The following is a 21952-nucleotide window of genomic DNA, read 5'->3' as shown; positions in this document are numbered from 1 at the left end:
ATTTATATTATACCAAAATACCGAGTAAAATGGAGGAAATGGGAGAAAAATATGTTTTTTAATAGGTAAACCGACCTTTTTGAATCGTTTTCTCCAAAATGGATTCGGCGATTTAATCGACAGTCTCGGTTTTCCAGTAAAACTTTCGCAGAAGCGGATAAATTCGAAAAAATAACGGCATGTTTTCCAGTTAGGGGAGCGGAAGTTCAGTTTAAGCACGTATGAATGGATACCCCTTAACGCTTTAGTTCTGTTGAAGCAAGAACAAAAACGCCCTCCAACCGCGCTTGGCGATTAAGGGCGTTTTTGGCGTGCGGCCGAAGCCGTACCCGTACTAGGCTGGCTACGGGGCTGGGCTGGACCGGACAGACGGAATGTTCGTCGGAGCGGCGCTGTTGCCGCCCGAAGCTTAGAGCGACTTCCAGTCCTCTTCCGTCAAATGTTCCTCCAGGGCGAATTCGAAATCCTCGACGTCGTATGTCTGAACGGGCACTTCCCCGTCGATCACTTTGTCCAGAAATTCAAGCTGATCCGTTACGATCGGAGCCTTCTCATGCAGCGCCGTCAAAATCAGCTCCGTTTCCACGGGATCGAACGTCTCTCCGTAATGGGCGTTATCGATCGCGTAGACGACGGTGAACGTCACTTCGTCGTTCACGAGCAGCGGCGGACTTTTTTTCCAAGGCATTTGCAGGGCGCGCTCGATTTTTTTGCGGTTGAACGATTCTTCGAAAAATGCGATCAGCTCGTCGATTTTCTGCTTGACGTGGGCGTCGTCGTCCGCCTCCGGCATGACGGGCTCGTTGCTGTCTCTCATTTCGTACAGCTCCTGGATGGTGGAATACGGGATCAAATACTCCACAGGACGGCCCGGCACCAGCAGTTGACCGTATACGGCAACCAGCACGGCTTCGATGACAAAGCGCCGGTTCATCATGGTCGAATTCCTCCTTAGAGCTTTGCGAAGCAAAGCTATCTTCGTAAGCGCTACTGAGCTTTGCGAAGCAAAGCTATCTTCGTAAGCGCTACTGAGCTTTGCGAAGCAAAGCTATCTTCGTAAGCGCTACTGAGCTTTGCGCAGCAAAGCTGACTTCGTAAACCTTCACTCTAAACCCCTATATCATACCATTTGCGCAACGGACAAACCAGCGGCTGTTTAACCGATTCGAACCGGATCGTTAACGTTTCCGTATCGGCGCGAAACCGTCCATTGACACGATTTGCTTCGCTCGATTATCATAAGTAGTAATAATGATAATCGTTATCATGTTTAGGCCGTTTTCCCCGTATAATCAGCCGAGGCACGCGGGAGATTTGCCCGATAAGAGCTATTTTCCCCTCTTATTTTGGGCAAAAACGATGCTTTATCCAAATAGTCCAAACGTCTCTTAGATCGCGCACCGGCTGCGTCACGCAACAGATAAGAGTCCCAAAAGACTTCTATTTCACTCCGCTAACCGGAGACGACCGGCCTTAGGATTTGTCGCGCGGTTTTACCCATCAGCGCCGACCCCTTATACAAATGTACATAGTGCCTTGCAGGGAGGAACGTTCATATGCAGCCATCGTTTGACATTTCGCTCGCCGACAAATATTTTCACATTACGCCTAACGGCTGCGAGCACCCGGTATTTTCGGTGCCCGCCGCGCAATTGCTGAAGCCGGATATTATGAAAGACCTGCTGAGCCGGGGACGAGATATGCTGAAAGGGCTCGGTCTGGACATCGCCGTATCGTTTACAGGACTCGCCTTCTTCGGGATCCCCGCCGCCGTCCATACGTATATGTGGCAATATGACCACGTATTGGACTTGTCGCTCGGCAATTTGACCGTCCAGCTGGAAACGCACGACGACCATGCACACCTCGTGCTCAAAATCGACGAAGTTCGCTGGAAGCCGCTCCCGGAAACCGGACGGGACGAAGCGATTATAACGGAGCTGACCGGCTTGTTCCTCCATACGGTCACGCCTGTAGTCGAGGCAGCCGCCTCATGTGCGGGCTTCAAGCCCGACCTGATCTGGAACCAGTTCGGAGCCCGGATGATTTCGGTCAACGACTATGTCGCCCGCCACGCCCCGAACGAAGCGCTGAAAGAGAAGTACATGCACGATCGGGCATTACTTCTCGCCCTTGCTCCGGACATGTTCAATCGCCGGAAAAATCCGTATGTGCACACTCCGCGCTACATCGAGAGCCCGTACAAGGCGGAAGAGAAATTGATCGTCCGCTCCTCGTGCTGTATGTGGTACCGCAAAGAAAACGGGGTAAAGTGTTACACTTGCCCGATTCTGAACGAAACGCAGCGGGAAGAAATGAAATGCAAAATCCGGGAAAAGAGCGGCCATTCCGCTTAACGCGGCCCTCGCGGGCCCTGCCATTCATGCGCCGGAAATAGAAGATTCCACTGTGAGGGGATAGAACACGGTTAAGCGGTATGAACGGAACGGTCGTTTCCGCCAATACCGCTTTATGTTATTACGGGGCTCTTCCGGAAGTAATAACAATAGCTTGATCGATGCAGTTCGGTGAAGTACATTCGAATTTTCGTTGTAGCTATTGTTGCGAGAGCAGCACAGCTTCTCCGACGGAATAAGCTGCCAAGCGGATCTTCACTACCAGGGGGTTCGTCTTTCTTCCTAGTTCACGATACTGTCAAGCACGGATACGATCGCGCGGATCGTACCATGGGCGGCCGACTGGAGCATGTCGCCGATTTGATTGCCGACCCGGTTCACCCCGGAATCTTCCGTAATCTGCTGGGGCTGCGGCTTCGGCTGAGGACGGACCGGGGCGGCCGACTGTTGGGCGACACCGCTTCCGGCAGCCGGATTGGGCGCCGTACCCGCATTCGCATTCGTCCCGTTCGGCCGGACAGCGCCCGCATTCGCATTCTGCCCGACGCCGGCTGCAGGCTGCGTCGGCGGCTGAGACCCGCCGCCGTTTTGCCCTTGCACGGCGTAGCCGGCAGCCGGCCCCTGAATGTTGGCCATTCCTCGCGTCGCAATTTCGATTCCGAAAAAGATGCCGAAGCACAGCATCAGGACAACGACGATAAACGTTACGGAATAACGCGGCATAGTAACTCCCCCTTCGGCTAATCGTCCGCATTCTGCGTCCTACCCTGTAAATGCCCTCACGGACAAAAGCATCTTATTTATTGACCGCGACGGCTGCTCCCGCTGTCGCATTTACTTTCTCGGCTTCCCAGTACAAGCCCGATATCGTTTTGGCCAAAATGTCCGCCGTCCGGTACGATTCCTCGAGGGAATTGAACGGACCTCCTACCTCGATCAAAATGCTGTTCGGGGAAACCGACTGGTTGTATTCGGCGTGCCCCCCGCTTCCTTTATCCCATATTCCCCGCGACAGTCCCGGATATTCCGCTTCCAGCTTGTTGTGGATTTTTCTTGCGAACGCTTCGTTTTGCTCCCAACGTTCATTTTTTTTGCCGACGATGAAATACACTCTGGCGTAATCGGTGCCACCGATCGAAGCGGTCGTAATGTCGCGGGCCGCCGAATCGCGATGGATGTCGAACAAGAAGGCGATGTCTTTGTTTTGCGTGAACGCTTCCTTCACGGTTTGCAGCGAATATTTGTAGGAATAGTTCCAGTTGTAACCCGGCACGTTGGTCGGATAGTCGACTCCGGAATGGACGCTGCCGATCCCTTGCTCTTCCAGCTTGTCCGTCAGCCGTTTGCCGACGAGCGTTACGTTTTTTTGCGAGTCCTCCGCTTCATTCGCGCTCGATACTTTCAATTCCGGAACCCAAGACTCCCGCGGGTGAGAATGATAGACGAACACGACTTTACGTCCTGCGGTAGTCGGCTTGACCGGGATCGGATCAGGCTGGACGCCGTTCGCTCCTTGACCTCCGGTTGGCTGCAAGGGCGGCTCTTTCCCGGCATCGGAACCCGGAGCGGCGACGGCTTCTCCCTGCGTTTGAACGCCATCGGCCGGCTTGCCTGCGGCATTGCCGTCGGATTGTCCCTGTCCCGCATTGCCGTTGCCGTTGACGACAAGGGAATCCGTACGCTTCGGATCGTCCGGCGATCGCTTCGTTCCCCGCATTCCCGGCAATTCGCTGGCGAGCAGCGACTTCGGCTCGACCGGATTGACATGAAGCAGCTTCTCCGCCAAATAACGGCCGACACTGCCTCCGGAGAACGTCGTTTCCCCGGACCGTTTCAAGGAGGCCGCTTCCAAGCCGATCATATCGATAAAAAACTGCGGCGATACGGAAGCCGCCATCCGCTTCATCGCCGCTTTCGGCGAAACCGCTGCTTGCGTCTGCCACAGCGCCGCGGCCGTCGCGAGCGCGAACAGGAGCAGCGAGATCCCGGCGTATGCGGCGAATATGCGCCGCAGTACGCCGCCATACCCTGGAGCGGAACCGGCGGATTTGATCAGGCTCCCCCATTTGGACCAACTATTCATTCGATGCTTCTCCTTCCGCGTCCGGGCTTCGACAGCACCGGGACAAAGTTTCAACCGATCGGAGCCTACCTCGCCGAACCCGCCGGCGCGCTTGCTTTAAGAGCATCCCGCTGCATGTCGACAATGATCTCCGCGAGCAGATCAGCCGTACGGTACATTTCCTCGAGCGTATTGTAAGGTCCGCCGATCTCGAGCAAAATACTGTTCGGCGACAGCGACTGGTTGTATTCGCCGTTGCCGTTCGAAGCTTTGCCGTATACGCCGCGCGAAATGCCGGGCATCGTACTTTCGAGCTTCGAATGGATTTTGCTCGCGAACTCCGAGTTTTGTTCCCAGCCCGGATTTTTTTTGCCTACGACGAAATACACTTGAGCATAATCTTTGTCGCCGATGCGGACGGTCGTTTTATCCCGGTTCAATGAATCCCGGTGAACGTCGAAGATCATGCCGAGCTTTTTGTGCTGCGCCATCGCTTCCTTCACGGTTACCGCCGAATAGGCATAGGACTTCGCATAGTTGAACGACTTGACCGTCGACGGATAGTCGGGTGTCGATTGCAGCGCCGGGATGCCGAGCGCCTCGACCTTTTCCTTGAGCCGCTTGCCGACCAGAGTCACGTTCACATCCGTGTCGTACGCCAGATCCGGACTCGTGATTCCCTTCGATTTCAGCTCGGGCAGGAACGATTCCCGGTTATGCGAATGGTAGATAAAGATTTGCGGCTCCTTCGAAGCTGCTTCCTGGGCCGGATTGGCCGGCGCCGTATCGGGCTGCTGCAGTGCCGGCGCTTGCGCTGAAGGCTGTGGCGTTTGAGCCGCGGGTGGACTGTCGCTCGGGCGGAAAGCATCGGGCGGCGGCGTAAAATCGGCGGGATAATCGGTTGCCTGAGTCGCGTGTCCGGAATACAGCAGCGCGCTCGACTCGCTCCGCATCCCCGGCAATTCGCTTGCAAGAAGGCTGATCGGACTCGAAGGATGGACGCCGAGCGTATACCGGAACAGAAACGAAACCGTGTTTTTCGGCGAGAACGTCGATGTGGTTATGTTTCCTTGAAGGTGCGGCAGCTCCATCGCAAGCATGTCCATAAAAAAAGAAGCGGAAAGCGACGAAGCGGCGCCTCGGAGCGACGAGGACGAGGCGGCCGACCATTTATGCTGCGCAAGGCCCATCAGACCGGTTGCGAATAAAAACAAAAGCGCGGCGACCGAAAGAATGGCGAACAGACGGCTCATGGAGCGAACGGCACGCAGCGTCCGGGTGACGGCGCTGACGTTCATCGTGGCGACTACCCATTTCATCGAAATCCCTCCCTGTTGTCTATCGACTCTATCTGTTACCAAATCTATGAAACGTTCGCGGCCGGTAGAACAGTTCCCGGCAAAAAAAACGCACCCGGTGTTCGCCGCGTCCCGTAAGTAACGGATCACGGCTTCCGGTGCGTGCTCAAGGAACCGTCGTGCTATGAATCTCGAAACCTATTATACGGTCAAGTAAGATTCCGAATTGTCCGCTCCGCGACATTCCGCAGCCCTCTTACGATCCGCATTCGTAAAAAAAGCAGCCTACCTGTTGGCCTGATAAATCCCGGCCAGTCTGGCGGCGGTCGACGACCAGCCGAAGCGGCGAACCACGTCCTCCCGCGCGCGAAGCGCCATCGCAGCCGCCATTTTACGATTGCGGGCGACAGCCGTGATTTGTTCGGCGAAAGCATGCGGGCTCCGGTAACGGGCTACAAGCCGTCCGGTACGTCCGTGTCTGATGATCTCGCGAATTCCGCCGTTGCTAGAAGCAACACACGGCGTGCCGGATGCCATCGCTTCCACGTTGACGAGCCCGAATGCTTCCTTTCCTTGGGAAGGACAGACGAAACAATCCGCCAGCCAATACAATTGAGTCATGCGTTTACGCGGTACATATCCGAGGAAGCGGACCGGAACGCGACTGGCGGCGGCTATTCCTTTCAGGCGCCGTACGTAGGCTCGCTTTCCCGCTCCTCCGGCGATATACAACTTGGCGCCCGGAACCGAGCGGCTTACGAGCTCCATAGCTTTTAGGAGCACCGGCACTCCTTTATCCGGAACGAGCCTCCCCGCAAAGAGCACCGAGAATTTGCCCGAAGCGCCGTATGCATTCCGGACGGCTTGCTTTTGCCCCTGTGTAGGCATTCTGAATTCGGTAAGGTCCACCCCTAGCGGCACATACCTCACCTTATGTTTCAGACCCGGAAACATCGATCGAAGCCAGGCGGCGAGCGATCGGCTGTTAGCTACGATGAGGTTCGCATGGGCCAACAAACGGGATCCATTGCCTCTTGATGCCTTGGGAGGCGTAACGAACGTGGTGGAATGCAGGAATATGGCGATCCGCGAACGGGGAAACGCTCTGCGAACCGTCGGAATGAAGGAGGGGCGGTTGTCGATCTGGATCCAGTCGAAAGTTTTGCCTCCGATCGTACTCAGGACGCCGCGTAAATAACGGCCGCCCTTCCCGCTGGGGACGCGGACGATGGTCAAGCCGCCTTTTCGCGTCACCGATGAATACCCGGGGCTTCTTCTGCTGTACACCGTCACTTGATGGGAGGCCACCATCCGCTTGGCGATCTCCGCGATGCAATGTTCGACCGATCCGCCCACCCGGGGCGGAACCGGGATTTCGCCGGGCGCTATAATCGCTATTCTCACAATGCCTCTCCTTTCTAAGGATGGATTCCCCATATGCTATGCCGGGGACGGGACGGAGGTATAGGTTTCAGACTACTGCCGCTCTCTCGGACTTGACACCTTCGGCCAAATGGAGTAAATTGGAAGCGGAGGAAACAAAACGGGTTGTGTCGACGGAAGCACCGGTCGGGTAAGGCAGCTATGCCTTGCTTGCCGGTGTTTTTTTGTCGTAATCCGCAACCTCCGGGGGGAGAAGAAGGATGATCATACGCAAGCTTACAGCTGTTTTATTGGCATTCTGGATTGCCGCTTTCGCGTCCGCTGCCGCAAACGCCGCCTCTTACGAATTATCGGCCTCCCAGAAAACCGCTTTCGACAAGCTGGCCGGCTCCGATCCGCGGTTGGACGCCCAGTACGCCGAACTGATCGGCTTGCAGCAGCAGGACAAAGATTGGGAGGTTTGGACAAAGGCGGCCGGCAGTCGGAACGATGAAGCGCTGAGCGATTTGCGCCGCGATGTCGCGGCAATCGACTCCGCCCTGCTGGACAAGTTGAAAGCGGAAATGGAGCAAACGAAGGAACGGTATAAGCCGATTCTGGACTCGTACACCGCCTTGAACAAACAAATATCCGCGGCAAAATCGCTGCCGGGCAAGGAGCTGACTTCGTTTCTGCGAATGCGCGCGGACAGCATGAAAATTCTCGTGCAGCTGGCCAAGCTGGAAATCAAAGCGAAAGAGGCCGCTTACCGCACCGCCAAAGACAGCGCGACGGCCAAACAAAAAAAGGTCCGGGCCGCGATGGCGGACATCGACCCGCTGGAAGCCGCGATCAAAGCGGAAAAAAGCTCGACGGGAGCCGTCAAGAAACGGTTCGCCGATAATTGGAAAGCGTTCACCCCGCTCGTCAAAAAAGGGGAAGCTCATTCTTTGTCGGCCACTTTGGACAACCTACTTGCCGACTTCCGGCTGGTTGTCGTGCATAAACAAAATTTGTACAATTTGGAGATCCAAATCAGCGGGGCGATAGAAACGGCCAAAGCTCAATTGCCGGATCAAGGATGACATCCCGTTCACTAAAAAACCTCCCTATACGGGAGGTTGAGTTTGTTGAGAAAGTGTGCAAAAAGATGCAGCGGCGAAGGCAAGAGGTTGGGGAATGCGCTCCACTTCCGTTAAAATCGAGTTGTCGCTGATTATTTGCCCCGGGACTGTGAAACGGTCTGGACCATCTCCGACAGCCGGACAAACTGCGTATCGCCGGACACGGTCGGAGCCGACTGAATAAGCACGGCAGCCGTTTTTTTGCCGGGAATGCCGACATGTCCGATCGCGATGCAAGTCCGCTGCTCGTCGACTTGCTTCCGGATCAGCTCGAACTGCCGGGAGATGTGGGCGGTGCTGGCGATATCGTCCAGAAAAATCTGGTTTTGCAGCACCGGAACGCCAAGCTCGGAACCGATGCGGGATACGACGCTGCGGTAATGCGTTTTGCTGTCGAGAAAAAAGAGCCCGCGCTTCTTGCATACGTCCAGCACAATCCTCATGACCCGTTCGTCTGCGGTCACTTTCGACCCCATATGGTTGTTCACGCCGACCGCATACGGCACTTCGTCGATTGCGGCTTCGACTCTGCGGCGTATCTCGTCGTCGGCAAGATCGGTCATAATCGCTCCCGGCCCAAGCCAGTTCCGCCTGCCCCGCAAAGGCTCCATCGGCAAATGGACGATGACGTCGTGTCCGACGCGATGCGCCCATTCGGCATCCCGCTTCGTTGTCGGCAGGAACGGCATGACGGCTACCGTCAGCCGGAACGGGGCGGACATGATTTCTTCGGTTCCCGCCATATTGTTGCCTAGATCGTCGATCACGATCGCGATCCGTTTCGTACCTGCGCCCGTATCCCCTGCCGCCGCCGACGCATGGGCCGCGGATAACGCCAGCGTCAGCATCGCAGCAAGACTGATCTGCGCCGCGGCGCGCCTCATACGAGCCCCGGCCTTCATTTGCTTAGGAATGTTCATGGATCATCGCCCTTTCCCCGAATCCGCATCCGTCAATATCCATGGGGATTGGATCGTTTCCCTCACGAATTGCAGCCGGAACGTTTCTTCCCGCAATCCGCCGCCCCGCCCTTGAATCGTGACCTTTACCGGGATTTCCGCCTCAACGGACTCGGAACGGTCCGGGGATTGCTTAAACGGCGCGACTCGAACATCGTCCACGGTCCGAAGAAGCTTCTCGAACTTTTCTTGCGTCTCTGCCGACGCTCCATGAAGTGCGGCTCTCAGAAGCGCGCCGTCCTGCTGGTGCAGCGCTTCGAACAGCGATTCCGCCATCCGTTCGGGTGACGCTTGGCCGAGCAGCTCCGGGAGCTTCCCTGCCGCCTTATGAACCATCAACTGGTGCGCCAAATCTACCTGACCGGAGCGATGCGTGGAGCTTCCGAGAAAATGAATGCAGAAATGGCCGGAAAAGCCGTTGTCCGGAATTCCATCCCCGCCGTGCGGCATTCCGTGCATGGAAGCCGCGATCGGCCGATCGTCCGACAGCACGAGGATGGCGCGTCTTTTCCAGCTCCACTTACCGCCATATATTTGTTTCATTACGGCCGTATCGGCGCGCGTCAATGGCTGGACATCCGCATGATGGCTCCCGGCCCGCCGCTGCGCTTGGAACGAAAGACCCGTCTCCAAATCGAACACGGTCAGCTTGCCCTTAAGCGGCACCCTGCTTTTCGCCTGTCCCCATTCAAGCATGTCGCCATAGTGCTTATCGCGCAGCAAGTCCGCATATTCGAGCCACTGATGGCGAATTTTCGCAGGCATGGCCACCGTTAAGTTCGTACCCGCCTCGACCAGCACTCCGTCTTCCTTAATCGCAAACATTCGTTTGCCGCCGCCTTCGGCGATTTCCATATAGACGTCGGTATAAGGGAAAGAGGGGGTTGCCGGCTCTTCAAACTTTGCTTCCTTCCAAGAACGCTCCCAATCTTTGCGTGTCACCGATTCGCTCGTTGCATGCGAAGCTTCCGGACTCACCTTGACCACAATCGTAAATGTGACGGAATCGCCGCCTCCCGCTTCCACAGCCGCGATCGGGTTTCCGGCAAGCAGGACGCCGAGCATAATCGATGAGACCGCAATAAAACGGACGGCGCTAATGAAGTGTGTCATGCTTCAAGCCTCCATAAAATGTCGTTACCTAATCATTGTTTGCAGGAGCATGCAAAATATGTGGTATGCCAAAAACAAATACGCCAACCTCGGAAGAAGGTTGACGTATTGACATTTACTAAGAATAACTTTGTGTATTAGACCGAATGCCGCAGTTAATACCAGGAGCCGACGACGCCGGAAATTTCCCAATTGCCGTCCGCCCGCCCGCGCAGCGCTATCGAATCGCCCGGGTTCGATGACTGGACGTTCGCGCCGGAACCGGCCGGCTTCAGGATCGAAGCTCCGGCTCGAGGCAGCAATTTGATCGCATGAGGACGTTCCACCAAGAAACGGAATGTGTAGCCCGCTTTCGCTTGGGGAAGCGCAAGCTCGATATCGCCGGGCGCCCCTGCGTTCGTCAGCGTATGTCCGATGCTGCCGGGCAAGACCGGTCCGGACGCGGCGGCTGCGACGGAAGGCTCGGGAACGCCGGATGCATGCACATTCTCGGTAACGGGATCGATATAATACAAGCTTTGCGTCACGCCTGACACTTTACAATCTTCATACCGGACATTCCGGATGATTTCGCCCGCATTGCGTTTCGCCGCGAAACCGCGGACGATGAGCGGGACGGCTCTGTCGTCGATCGATTGGCAGCCGACATATTCGACGTTGCCGATTGAGGCTCTGACTTGCTGCGGGACCGTCGTTATTATAAAGGAGGAGCCGTACCCGTAAGCATCGTTCGGTGCATTGACCGTATTGCAGTTGACAGCCTTACAGCGGACGTAAGTCGTCTTCACGCTTTCGGACGAGTTGGACAGTACAGAGAAGCCGGCGTACTGCTCCTTCTCCGCCGTGCAGTCGATAAATTTGATTTCGCCCTTGACCGCTCTCGCCCCGTCTCCGCCATAATTAACGGAGGAGCCGAACGAGTTTGCTTTCGTAACACAATTCTCGAACGTGATGTCGACCCGCTCGTTCGCCGCCGTCATCCGGTGAAGACTGATCAGGAAGCCCCGCCCGTCATTGCCTTCGGCCGCGCAGCCGACGAACCGGACTTTTTTCAGCACATCCGCTCCGCTGTTATTGTTCGGTTCGATGTCGACGCCGCTCTTCGGCGCCGTTCCGTTCGTATTGGTGAAGCGACAGCCGTCGGCGAGAAATCCGTCAACGGAAATGACCGATAAGCCTTGCCTGCGATTGTTGTTCGATATGCAATCGCGAAGCACGACGTTTTTGGAATACGGCGTTGCCGCCTCATAGTTGCCTACATAGAAGCCGTCGCCGCCGCTGTCGTTTGCGCTGACTCGCTCGATCGTCACATTCTCGGAACCGCTAATGTCGAAAATGTGCGCCTGCTCGCCCGTCGTATAAGCGGCCTTGTTCATTCTGAACGTCGTCCCGTTGCCGATGATTGCAACATTTTTTACATTTTTGATGCGGATCAGACGTTCATAAGGAGCGCTGCGCAGCAGCGTATCGACTGCCTGGATGACCGTGCCCGGCTCGAGCTCGATCACGATATCGTTCGGAACGAACAATTGTCCTGTCAAGTAATGGCTGTTTAGCTGCTTCGGGATGAACAGCTTTTTGCCGGCCGACGCGTTCAGGGCGTTTTGCAGCGCTTGCGTCTCCACCGTAATCCCGTCTCCTTTGGCACCGAACCAGGAGCAACTTACCGTACCCGCGTACACCCGTTTGAAACGTTTTCCCCCGGATGTAACGACAACCGTACCGGTATTGTCGGGAGTAGCGGTATCCGCCTGATCGTAAAGGAAAATCCCTTCCATCCCGGCATCCGTTACATAATAAGCGTCTTCCGGACGGATATCCGCTCCGCCCCTAAGCTCGGCAAGCGTTACTTTCACTACGAAGTCGAGCTTCTCCAAGTCTTTCCAATGCAACTTTCCGTCGCTGCCGTATACGCTGTCCGTCACGTCCGTCTTGCCGTATGCGACCTGCGAACCGGCGTTAACTAGGCCGCCTGCCGCGAGTGCCGCCCCTGCGATGCCGATCGAAGCCAACAATTTCCTTCTGCTAATCGTTTCCATTGCCGTTTCCTCCCCATTCATGTAATTTTACGACTACTCAGCCTTTAAGGCCGGTCGACGCAATACCTTGAACGAAATGCCTCTGCGCAAACAAGAATACGATGATGACCGGCAGAACGGTTATGACGGATCCGGCCATGATGAGCGTCATTTTGTTGTCCACTTCGTTTTTCAGAAACAGCAGACCGAGCGGCAGCGTATACAGCTTTTTGTCCTGCAAATAAATGAGCGGCTCGAGCGTCCCGTTCCATGAGCTGATGAACGTGAACACCGCCAAGGCGGACAAAGCCGGAGTCGTCAGCGGCAAATAGACTTTGTAAAATATTTTCCAAGGATTAGCCCCGTCGACCCAAGCCGCATCGTACAGCTCTCTCGGCAGCGTTTTGAAAAACTGGTGAAGCAGGAATATGCCGAACGCCGTACCCAAGAAGCTGCGCAGGATGAGCGGATAATAAGAATTCAGCATATCGAGCTCCTTCCAGATGAAGTACGTCGGGATCATCGTCACCTGAGACGGCAGCATCATCGTACCGAGCATCGCGATGAAGATGAGATTGCGGCCCCGGAATTCGAAGAAGGCGAGGCCGTACGCCACTATCGCGCAGGATGCCACTGTCCCGATCAGATCGAGGACGGTGACGAACAGACTGTTCATCGAGTAGCGGACGAAATTGACCTCGATCCATACTTTGGCAAAGTTGCTCCACATGACCGGGTCCGGATACAGCTTCGGCGGCAGGGTCAGCTCGTCGCCCGCCTTCATGAGCGATGTCGAGATCATCTGGTAGAACGGGACGAGCATAATCAGCGCGCCGGCGGTCAGAACGATGTAGGCGGCCCACTGCATTCCGCGGGACGGTTTATTCATAATGGACCCACCTCTTCTCCATCTTTTTCTGGAACAACGTCACGAGCAGAATGACGGCGAACAATCCCCACGACCATGCCGACGCCGTGCCCATCTTCGCGTTCAGGAACGCGTCGCGGTAAATCAGGATGTTCGGAACCATATTGCGGTCGTGGACGGCGTTAATGTCGCCCAGCATGACGAGAAAGACGTCGAACGCGTGGAATGCCGCGATCGTCGATAAAATCATCGTCATATAGACCATCGGCGAAACGATCGGAACCGTAATTTTCGTGAAAAAGGTCCAGCCGTTCGCTCCGTCCATTCTCGCCGCCTCGACCGTTTCCTTCGAGATGCTCTGCATGCCCGCGAGCAGCAGCACCATCGAATAGCCGGCGCCCTTCCATATGTTGACGACGGCGATCGAGCCGATCACGAGCCACCATTTGTCGCTGGTCACCCACTTGACAGAGTCTAGCCCGAGACCATTCAACACCCAATTCAAAATGCCGAATTCGCTGTTATAAATCCACAGCCAGATGAGGCCGCCCGCCACCCACGGCGTAATGACCGGCAAAAAGTAAACCATGCGGTACAGCGATTTTCCGCGGATTTGCTGGTTGAGCAAGTAGGCGAGCAGCAGAGCCACAATCGTCTGGAGCGGAACGAACAACAGCGCGAAATAAAAAACGTTGCGCAGCGATAGCCAAAAAACGTTGTTCTGAAACATTTGGATCCAGTTTCTTAAGCCTACCCAAGCGGGAGGATTGAACAGATCCCATTTCGTAAACGTCAAGTAAAACGAGAACACGAACGGGAAGAAGAAAAATACGGCCAGCTGCAGCACAAAAGGTAGGGTGAAGCAGAAGCCCCACCAGCCTTGCTTTCTCATCGAAACACCTCGTTTGATCCGCACATGGCGCGACCTACTTGTCGTCGTCCAATATCGCCTGCACCTTTTGCTGAATTTCCTTGACTCCGTCGGCGGCCTGCGTCTTGCCGTCCATAATGTCGTTCAAGATCGGGGTTGCCGCCGCACGCCATTCGTTCCAAGTCGGATTCTCATCCAGTGTTCCGCCCGCTTCCTCGGTTCCTTTCGTGAACGCCTTCTTGTTCAGCGGCTTCGTCGTCTGCTTCTCGAGCGCTTCCAGCGTCGTTTTCTTGACCGGCATGCTCGCTCCGCTTTCCGACAGGAACGTTTGCGCTTCGTCGCTCAAGTAATATTTGAGGAACGTCCATGCCGCTTCCTTCGCGTCCGGTTTCGCTTTCGAATAAACGAGCCATTGGTTGACGACGATCGGGACGAATCGTTTGCCGTTAAATCCCGTGGGCATCTTCACGACATCCCAGTCGAGATCCGGCTTGTTCTTGTTCAAGGAAACCTGTTGGGCGAACTGCACGAACGTCATCGCCGACTTGCTTTCTTCGAAATATTTGACGCTCGTCTGCTGCTCTCGGGTCGGGCTGATTTTGTCTTTATGTATCGTATCCGCCCACCTTTGCAGCCCTTCGATTGTTTTCGGATCGGTGAACGACGCCTTGTTCGCGGCCAAGTTGATCGCCGAGCCTCCGCTCGATTTGATCCACGGAATCCAGCCGAGCGCGATGCTCGAAGCGGTGCTGAAGCCGAACACATCCGGTTTGCCGTCGCCGTTCGTATCTTTCGTCAGCTTCTTGGCAGCGTCGATCATGTCTTGGTACGTCCAATTGTCGGTCGGAGCCGGGACGTTGTTTTCCTGGAACAGCCTTTTGTTGTAGGCAAGCGCGCTGGAATTGATTCCGTGGGGGATGCCGTATATTTTGCCGTCGGGGGCTTTGGCCGCCGTCAGCGACTCGATATAGTCGGCCGTTTTCAAATCGCGCTTGATGTAAGGCTCGAGATTTTCGGCGACCCCGCGCTTCCCGTAGCCGAGTATGACCGCGTTTTCCTGGAACCAAATATCGGGCGGGTTGTTGCCGGCGATGTTCGTGACGATTTTTTTCGTAAAATCGGCCCACGGCGATTCGTCGATTTCCAGCTTGATATGCGGAAATTTCGCCTTGAAGCCGTCGATGATTTTCTTGTTCGTAATGTCGTAGCCGCCCGGCAAGCCGATCTTCAGCGTTACTTCCTTCGGCTGCGAAGGTGCACCTGAATTGGAAGCGCTCTCAGTTTGACCGGACCCGCCCGATCCGCAAGCCGACAGCGTAAGCGCTGTCACTATCGACAGGACTGCTGTTTTGTTCACTTTCATGGTTAGTGCCTCCCTTTTTTAACGATAAAGAAAGTTTAAAATTGCTAAAGCGTTAAAGCGAAGTGAGACTTTCTTTACCAAGAAAAACTTCTGGTGTTCGGGGTCCCCGAAAAGTACCCGGCGTAATCTTCGAAGGATAGCGTCACTTTTTGGGGTGAGAGTAGCGGTCGCTCATCCTTGAAGTACGTCGATAGACGTTTTTCTTATGATCCTATAGCGGGTAAAATAACGAAAACACGGTTTCTCCCTGTATATAAAGGCCTCGTGATGTTTTTACTTACACGTGTTCCAATTAGGCGGAATTTCCTCTTGGAAATTCTTTTAAATCTTTCGTCTCCTGTCTGAACCGGATACGGTAACAGCTTCATTCTATTACACGTGTTCGCAACGGGTCAAGCATTTTCGGCGCGCGTCTCGAGCTGTATCCGGCCGACCGATTTGCGGATGTGCATCTCGCAGCCGATCTCGACGTCGGCATATTTCCCTTCTCCTCGTCCGTCCCGGCCGGTCAAAATGTCCAGAGCGGCGGTAGCCAGCTTGTAGATCGACGGTCCGACCGTCGTGAGCGGAACTTCCATCCGTTCCATCTCCGGGATGTCGTCATACACCACGAGCGAAAAATCTTGGGGGATGCGGATTTTTCGTTTGCGGAATAGCTTTAGCAGCTCGAAAGCGTACGTCTGGCTGTCGACTACGAAGGCCGTCGGCCGGTCTGCGCTCTCGAACAGATCGATCAATTTATCCTCGGTCACCGAATCGCCCGGTTCGATCGCTACGAAGTAGTGATCGTGGTAATCGAGCCTAAGCTCCAGCAGTCCTTGCGTAAAACCGGTCAATTTGTCGGAGCGGTTGCCGAGAAACGTTAGCTTGCGGTGGCCTTGTGAAGCCAAATAGCGGACGGCTTCGTACGCCGCGTCCTTTCGGTTGACCCCGATATAGTGCGTCTGCTCCATTCGTCCGCCGCCCATGAGCAGCATATTTCCGTGGAACAGCTCGCGCTGTTTGATGAATTCGACTGATGGCAGCCAGCCGGGCGGGCACCAGAACACGATTTCGTCGACGAAATGCTCGTTGAAAATGCGCAGCGCATCCGGCGGTTCGGCGAGCGACATAATGACGTCGAGTCCGCGCGAAGCCGCTTCCTTCTGAATTTGCAAGCCGAGATGGTAAAAAAACAAGCCTTCGATTTTCGGCCAGATGAGCCCGATCGAATTCGTCTTGCGGTCGACCAGCCTTTTGGCGGCCAAATTCGGAACATAATTGAGCCGATCGGCGATGGCGACGATTTTTTTGCGGATGTCTTCGCTGACCCCGGGCGCACCGTTTAACGCCTTCGAAACCGTCGGATGACTGACGCCGGCCTCTCTGGCGATATCTTTGATCGTAACTTTCATGGGGACGGGATCTTCCTTTCCGAGCTTTCGGGTTCACTCCCAACTATTATATTACACGTGTTCGCAATTGTTAAGAGCGAACCCGAAAAAACCCGGTCGGCTCCGAATGAATTGTTTTCTGTTAAAACTTGACCAAATCGTCGATCCGAACGGCGTTGCCGGTCTGCATCGAAATATTGCCGGCGATACCGGTCAAAATCGAGACGGCGCCGTCCACATGCGATGCGGCTCTATGGAAACGGTCTTCCTCGCGCTCCCCGAACAGATCGTTCAGCAGGATCGGATCGCCTCCGCCGTGCCCTCCGGCTCTCGTTTCGATCTGCACCTCGTACGGGCGCTCGAACATCGGCTGCACGGTCAGCAGCTTATAGGACAGCGCTCCCTCGTCTTCTTTCTTGCCGCCGGAATTGACGTACGCCCGTTCGACCACCTTCAGCTCGATGCGGCCTTTGCTTCCGTTAAAGACGACGTTGAACCCTTCCCACGGCAAGTAAGCGTTGAGCGAATAAGTCATGATCGCCTTGTTCTTGTAGCGTACCATGACGCCGAGCGTATCCTCGATGCTGATTCCGTCGCCGAACACGCTTTGGTCGCGCTGGTAGCCGTCGTCCTTCTCGGCGTCCAGATAGAGCGATTTCATGTGAGCGTTCTTCTCCATATGAAGCGCGAACGGATCGTCTTTGGCCGCTTCGCTTCCGTGGGCGCGTTGGTAAAACTTCGTCACGCCTCGGCGTTCCGCGTTTTCACGGCCATAGAACCTAAGACCGCCCATGGCGTATACCGTTTCCGGCGAAGTACCGAGCCAGAAGTTGACGAGATCGAAATGGTGCGTCGATTTATGGACGAGCAGCCCGCCGCTATTGCGCTTGTCGCGGTGCCAGCGCCGGAAATAGTCGGCTCCGTGCATCGTGTTGAGCAGCCATTCGAAATGTACGGAATGTACTTCCCCTATCGTGCCGTCCATGATGAGCTCGCGGATTTTCGTATTGTGCGGCGCGTAACGGTAATTGAAGGCGACGCGCAGATCGCGTCCGGTCCGTTTGACCGCGTCGATAATTTGCTGGCATTTCTCGGCGTCGATCGTCATCGGCTTTTCGGTTACGACGTCGCAGCCGAGCTCCATCGCGCGGATAATGTACGTATGATGCGTGCGGTCCATCGAGGTGACGATGACCGTATCGGGCTTCTCCTGCCGGATCATCTCATCGAACTGCTCGCAGCCGTACAGCCGCACCTCGGGATGCTCGTATTTCTCCTTCAGAAGCCGGTTGGCATATTCCAGCCGGGTCCGGTTAATGTCGCAGAATGCGACCAGCTCGCTTTTGTCGCGAAAGCTTCTGGCCAGCGCGCCGTAGAAAAACTCGGCTCTGCCCCCTGTACCGACCAAGGCGAATTTCTTCCGTGTCATGGATGGCACTCCTTTTGTTTATGGTTGAATACGTTTTTATTTTAACGCAATATTTTCGGAGTTTCTGCCGGTTTATTGCGCATTTGCCGCTTTTTTTCACATTTCTTGCGCTTACCCGTCTTACGCGGCGCACTGTCATATAGTACAATTCGTTTATGGGGGGTTGTACCGTGAAAGAACCGTTTTACATCCATCTGAGCAAAATATCCGGCCATCATTCGATGCCGTCCAACCATTTTCACGAGCCGTACGAAATTTATTACTTGCTGTCCGGGGAACGAAACTATTTCATCAAAGACAATACGTACCGGATCAGCAAGGGCGATATCGTGTTCATCGACAAAAACGAGCTGCACAAAACCGGCGACGCTGGCGTTCCGAATCATGAGCGCATCCTGATCAATTTCAGCGAGCGGTTTCTGCACAAATTCGATGAGCCGCTGCTGTTCGAGCCGTTTCGCCGCAAAATCCGGCGGCTGCGGTTGAACTTGCCGGAGCGGGAATGGATGGAACGTCTGCTGTTCGAGATGCTTCAGGAGGATCGGGAGGAGCTCCTGGGAAGCGATGCGTCGCTCGCGGCAAGGCTCGTCACGCTGCTTCTCTGGTGCGGCAGGAGGCTGGACCGCCAGGAGCAGGAGCAAGCCCCGTACGAGCACGAAAGCCCGGCGCACAAAAAAATTTCCGAAATCGTCGAATACATCAACGGCGCATACGAGGCTCCGCTGTCGCTCGAATCGGTAGCCAAATCGCATTATGTAAGTCCGTTTCATCTTAGCCGGATGTTTAAGAAGGTAACCGGGTTTTCATTCGTAGAGTATGTCAATACGGTGAGAGTCAGGGAAGCGCAGCGGCTGCTGAAGGAGACGGAGTGGAAAGTAACGCGTATCTCGGAGACGGTCGGCTACGAGAATCTCGGGCATTTCGGACGCGTATTCAAGCAATTGACGAAAACAAACCCGCTTGATTACCGGAAATCGGCCAAGCGGGCTGACGGCAAATAAGAATCGTTATTGAAATCGGAACGAGAACAGCTCGGCGTCAATCATTGTAATCTCCATTACAACCGGCTTGCCGTACCGGCTCGACTGATCCATCGTTCCGGTGAGATCGAATCAAGGCATCCGCTACATACAGCGGATAGATGCCATCCTCAAGCGAACTTACCGGTTCGGCGCCGGTTCGCAAAATATCGACGATATGTTCTACCGCATTTTGAATATGGCTAGTTCGGGCAAGCAAGTTTTGCTCCTCCCGCTCCAGCCTCAGATGGTATCCCTGAATCGACGCATGCCCGGCTGCGGAATAGAAGCGGATTTCATCGCCTGTCCGAAGCAGCTCGATCTTGCCTTTCTCAAAAAACAAATCCATCTCGAACATGAGGAAATTCCGGTCGTCGAATGCCTCCGCATACCCGGGAACGCCATTCGTAAGCGAAAACAGAAAGGAAAAAGTCCAATCGCCCTTCTTATCCATGTTCGTCGCGACTTGCCTAACGACCTGGACTCGATCGATCTCTCCGGCTACATTCCGAACGAGATCGAATAAATGCGAGCCGATATTATGCACGCCTCTCGTATACCGCAGATGGATGTTGGTCAGCCTTCCGAACTCTTCGGTCTGAACGGCTTGCCGAATTTGGCGCACCCCGTCGCTCCATCTTCGCGACAGATTGACTACGACGGTTCGCCGGTGGCGCTTTACGAGCGCCGCAATCTCCTCCGCTTCTTGAACGCTTGTCGCGACCGGTTTTTCCAAAAACAGGACGGGAGCCGCCGAACGGGACATCACGGTCTGAAGAAGGTCGAGACGAACGTGCTCCGGGGTGCAAATGCTAATGACATCCAGCCGCTGTTCTTCCAGCATCGCGCCTAAATCCATGTAATAGTTCGTTCCCGGAGCTACGAGGGCAAGCTGGTCGCCTTGCTCCTGTCGAACGCCGACGGCGGCTGCCAATTCGATGTCCGGGTTCATCCGGTAAGCAAGCGCATGGCTTTGCGGCAAATGTTTCCTCGGGATATCCGCCTTCAGTCCGATAAAGCCCAGCCCGATTACGGCCGCTCGATATTTGTTCATGGCTGCTCCTTATTCCGCCAATTTCTATATGATGGTCATACCTCATTGCTCCGCCTTTCGACCGGAGCCTTTTCCGGTCGTGTCGACTTCTCACCGGAGGCGCTGCCGGTCGGCTGCAGCCGCGTACTGCCTGTTGCGATCGTCAATCAATTGCCGGCCGCCCATGTCGAGCCAACGCTCCATGATGCCGTCCCAGCTGTCGACGGGTATTTCGCCGTTGTACACTCTGACCTTCTGCTCGTTGAGATAAGCGTTCAGGTCGTTCAGCTTCGGGTACGACTCCCATTTGGTCATGTCATAAAACACGCCGGAGTCGATAGGCTCGAACCGGGGCAACCGGTTTACCTGCTCCCTCTTCAGGTTGTACTCCCCGGATACCCAGGCGTTGATCGGCCACACCGGCTTGCCGGGCCAGTTGATGTATACCGTTTTGTATTTGGCGTAGTAGTTCGCTTTGGCCAGATCGGTTTTGTCCTCCGCGATAAATTCGACCATACCTCCCGGGGCTGTCGTATAATTGTCGCCCTCGATCCCGAACCAGGTCAACATGCTCCCTTCGTAAGTTCCCTGGTAATCGAAATATTTCATGACGGTTGCAGGATCGGCGTTTTTCTTGAAAATGACCCATACCGCATAAGCGATAGGGGCGGCGGGCAACCGATTGATGCCATGTGCGCCCTCCAGCACGACAGGGATGTAGTTGTAGTCCGGCACGGTCTTCCGGAGTATCTCGCCGGCGTTCACGATCGTCCCCGAATAGGTGGCCGCTACCGAGCCTGCCCGGTTACCGGCAATAAGCTCCTGCTGCTTGGTTGTCGTCGACAGGAGCATATCCGTCCACAAATACCCCTTATTGTTCCAGTCGACTAGCCGGGCCAGAAACGCTTTGTAGCCGGGGTGGAGCTCGGGGGGCTTCAGCCTGCCGTCGGCGTCTTGCCACCACCAGAACGCCTGCGGAAGGAAGCTCGGACCGAGAACGCTTTCCAGCATGTTGAACGAGCTGCCCGAGGCGACGGCAAGCGGAACCGTATCGGGCATTCCATTCCCATCCGGGTCGCGTTCCTTGAACGCTTTCAGCACTTGCTCGTATTCGTCTACCGTTTTCGGGATCGGAAGCTGCAGCTTTGCGAGCCAGTCCGCCCTGATTTGCAGCGCATTGAGCGTAAGAAGACCGTTCTCGATCGGAATGCCCAGTATGTTCCCTTCATAGGTCGCTCTCTCGAACGCCTCGGGAACTACGTTCTTCTTTAAATTCGGACCATATTTGTCGAGCAGACCGTTCAGCGGTAAAATGAGGCCTTCATTAAACGCCTGTACGGCTTCGGATATGGACAATTCGGCGAAATCCAACTGCTCGCCGGAGGAGAGCATCATATTCCGCTTAGACCTGCACGGTCCTCCGGCTCCTCCGTCCGAGAAGACGATGCGGACATCGGCGCCCGTTTGTTCCCGTATCCGGTCGTGCACCCGCCTCTCCTCGGCCGTTTTCCGGTCGAAGGACGGATTGCAGTTCAGCCCGACGATTTGGATCCCCGGATTACGCGGTTGGCCGTTGTTCGATCCGTCACGCTCCGGAGCGGTCGAATCGCAGGCGGACGCAGCGATGGCGAGAACCGGGAGCATAGCGGCAAGCGCAGATCTGATCCATGGGCGCAATCTCATCGTTTCAAGCCTCCTCTGCT

Annotated in this window: 18 protein-coding genes; 3 read left to right on the top strand and 15 right to left on the bottom strand. The window is 55.3% G+C overall.

Annotation, left to right across the window (positions count from 1 at the left end; all coding sequences use genetic code 11):
* Positions 1-409 precede the first annotated feature (409 nt).
* On the bottom strand, positions 410-934 hold the full coding sequence (locus FE783_RS28775; protein WP_138882841.1) for an ADP-heptose synthase: 525 nt from the start codon (positions 932-934) through the stop codon (positions 410-412).
* Positions 935-1556: 622 nt separating this feature from the next.
* On the opposite strand from FE783_RS28775, the gene FE783_RS28770 reads away from it, so the two are divergent.
* Positions 1557-2357 (top strand): IucA/IucC family C-terminal-domain containing protein, encoded by an 801-nt coding sequence (locus tag FE783_RS28770; RefSeq protein WP_138882835.1) that lies wholly within the window; start codon positions 1557-1559, stop codon positions 2355-2357.
* Positions 2358-2639: 282 nt separating this feature from the next.
* Here the strand turns inward: FE783_RS28770 and FE783_RS28765 are convergent, their stop codons facing one another.
* From FE783_RS28765 to FE783_RS28750, 4 genes are all read right to left on the bottom strand, one after another.
* The gene (locus FE783_RS28765) at positions 2640-3080 is read right to left on the bottom strand and encodes a hypothetical protein (RefSeq protein ID WP_138882834.1); all 441 of its coding nucleotides are present in this window, start codon (positions 3078-3080) and stop codon (positions 2640-2642) included.
* A 73-nt stretch (positions 3081-3153) separates the two neighbouring features.
* Positions 3154-4440: a stage II sporulation protein P gene (spoIIP, locus tag FE783_RS28760; RefSeq protein WP_138882833.1), complete on the bottom strand. Its 1287-nt coding sequence runs from the start codon at positions 4438-4440 to the stop codon at positions 3154-3156.
* 65 nt (positions 4441-4505) lie between these two features.
* Complete coding sequence (gene spoIIP / locus FE783_RS28755) at positions 4506-5738, bottom strand: stage II sporulation protein P (protein WP_138882832.1); 1233 nt, start codon at positions 5736-5738, stop codon at positions 4506-4508.
* A gap of 264 nt (positions 5739-6002) precedes the next feature.
* Positions 6003-7121, bottom strand: a complete 1119-nt coding sequence (locus FE783_RS28750; RefSeq protein ID WP_158302080.1) for a glycosyltransferase family 4 protein — start codon at positions 7119-7121, stop codon at positions 6003-6005.
* Between the two features lie 239 nt (positions 7122-7360).
* Between FE783_RS28750 and FE783_RS28745 the strand changes: the two genes are divergently transcribed.
* Positions 7361-8164: a hypothetical protein gene (locus FE783_RS28745; protein WP_138882830.1), complete on the top strand. Its 804-nt coding sequence runs from the start codon at positions 7361-7363 to the stop codon at positions 8162-8164.
* A 131-nt stretch (positions 8165-8295) separates the two neighbouring features.
* Here FE783_RS28745 and FE783_RS28740 read toward each other — a convergent pair whose 3' ends face one another.
* From FE783_RS28740 to FE783_RS28705, 8 genes are all read right to left on the bottom strand, one after another.
* A complete protein-coding gene (locus tag FE783_RS28740; RefSeq protein ID WP_238403295.1) occupies positions 8296-9123 on the bottom strand; it encodes a divergent polysaccharide deacetylase family protein in 828 nt (275 codons plus the stop codon).
* 3 nt (positions 9124-9126) lie between these two features.
* Entirely contained in the window at positions 9127-10275 is a 1149-nt protein-coding gene (locus tag FE783_RS28735; protein ID WP_138882829.1) for a hypothetical protein, read from the bottom strand.
* A 155-nt stretch (positions 10276-10430) separates the two neighbouring features.
* Positions 10431-12314 (bottom strand): right-handed parallel beta-helix repeat-containing protein, encoded by a 1884-nt coding sequence (locus tag FE783_RS28730; protein WP_138882828.1) that lies wholly within the window; start codon positions 12312-12314, stop codon positions 10431-10433.
* 37 nt (positions 12315-12351) lie between these two features.
* Positions 12352-13182, bottom strand: a complete 831-nt coding sequence (locus tag FE783_RS28725) for a carbohydrate ABC transporter permease (RefSeq protein WP_138882827.1) — start codon at positions 13180-13182, stop codon at positions 12352-12354.
* Positions 13175-14053, bottom strand: a complete 879-nt coding sequence (locus FE783_RS28720; protein ID WP_138882826.1) for a carbohydrate ABC transporter permease — start codon at positions 14051-14053, stop codon at positions 13175-13177. The genes FE783_RS28725 and FE783_RS28720 overlap by 8 nt, the downstream gene beginning before the upstream one ends.
* Before the next feature lie 34 nt (positions 14054-14087).
* Entirely contained in the window at positions 14088-15395 is a 1308-nt protein-coding gene (locus tag FE783_RS28715; RefSeq protein WP_138882825.1) for an ABC transporter substrate-binding protein, read from the bottom strand.
* Between the two features lie 392 nt (positions 15396-15787).
* Positions 15788-16789, bottom strand: a complete 1002-nt coding sequence (locus tag FE783_RS28710) for a LacI family DNA-binding transcriptional regulator (protein WP_138882824.1) — start codon at positions 16787-16789, stop codon at positions 15788-15790.
* 121 nt (positions 16790-16910) lie between these two features.
* Positions 16911-18197 (bottom strand): Gfo/Idh/MocA family protein, encoded by a 1287-nt coding sequence (locus FE783_RS28705; RefSeq protein WP_138882823.1) that lies wholly within the window; start codon positions 18195-18197, stop codon positions 16911-16913.
* A 170-nt stretch (positions 18198-18367) separates the two neighbouring features.
* Between FE783_RS28705 and FE783_RS28700 the strand changes: the two genes are divergently transcribed.
* Positions 18368-19198, top strand: coding sequence for a helix-turn-helix transcriptional regulator (locus FE783_RS28700; RefSeq protein ID WP_238403294.1), 831 nt, complete (start codon positions 18368-18370; stop codon positions 19196-19198).
* Positions 19199-19235: 37 nt separating this feature from the next.
* Here the strand turns inward: FE783_RS28700 and FE783_RS28695 are convergent, their stop codons facing one another.
* Together FE783_RS28695 and FE783_RS28690 are read right to left on the bottom strand one after the other, a co-directional pair.
* On the bottom strand, positions 19236-20270 hold the full coding sequence (locus FE783_RS28695) for a Gfo/Idh/MocA family protein (RefSeq protein ID WP_138882821.1): 1035 nt from the start codon (positions 20268-20270) through the stop codon (positions 19236-19238).
* A gap of 90 nt (positions 20271-20360) precedes the next feature.
* The gene (locus FE783_RS28690) at positions 20361-21932 is read right to left on the bottom strand and encodes a type 2 periplasmic-binding domain-containing protein (RefSeq protein ID WP_138882820.1); all 1572 of its coding nucleotides are present in this window, start codon (positions 21930-21932) and stop codon (positions 20361-20363) included.
* Positions 21933-21952: the final 20 nt, after the last annotated feature.

The sequence above is a fragment of the Paenibacillus mesophilus genome (assembly GCF_005938385.1).
Classification (GTDB): Bacteria; Bacillota; Bacilli; order Paenibacillales; family NBRC-103111; genus Paenibacillus_AB; species Paenibacillus_AB mesophilus.
Note: the sequence above shows the minus strand (reverse complement) of the source record. Positions and strands in the feature narration are given on the sequence as shown.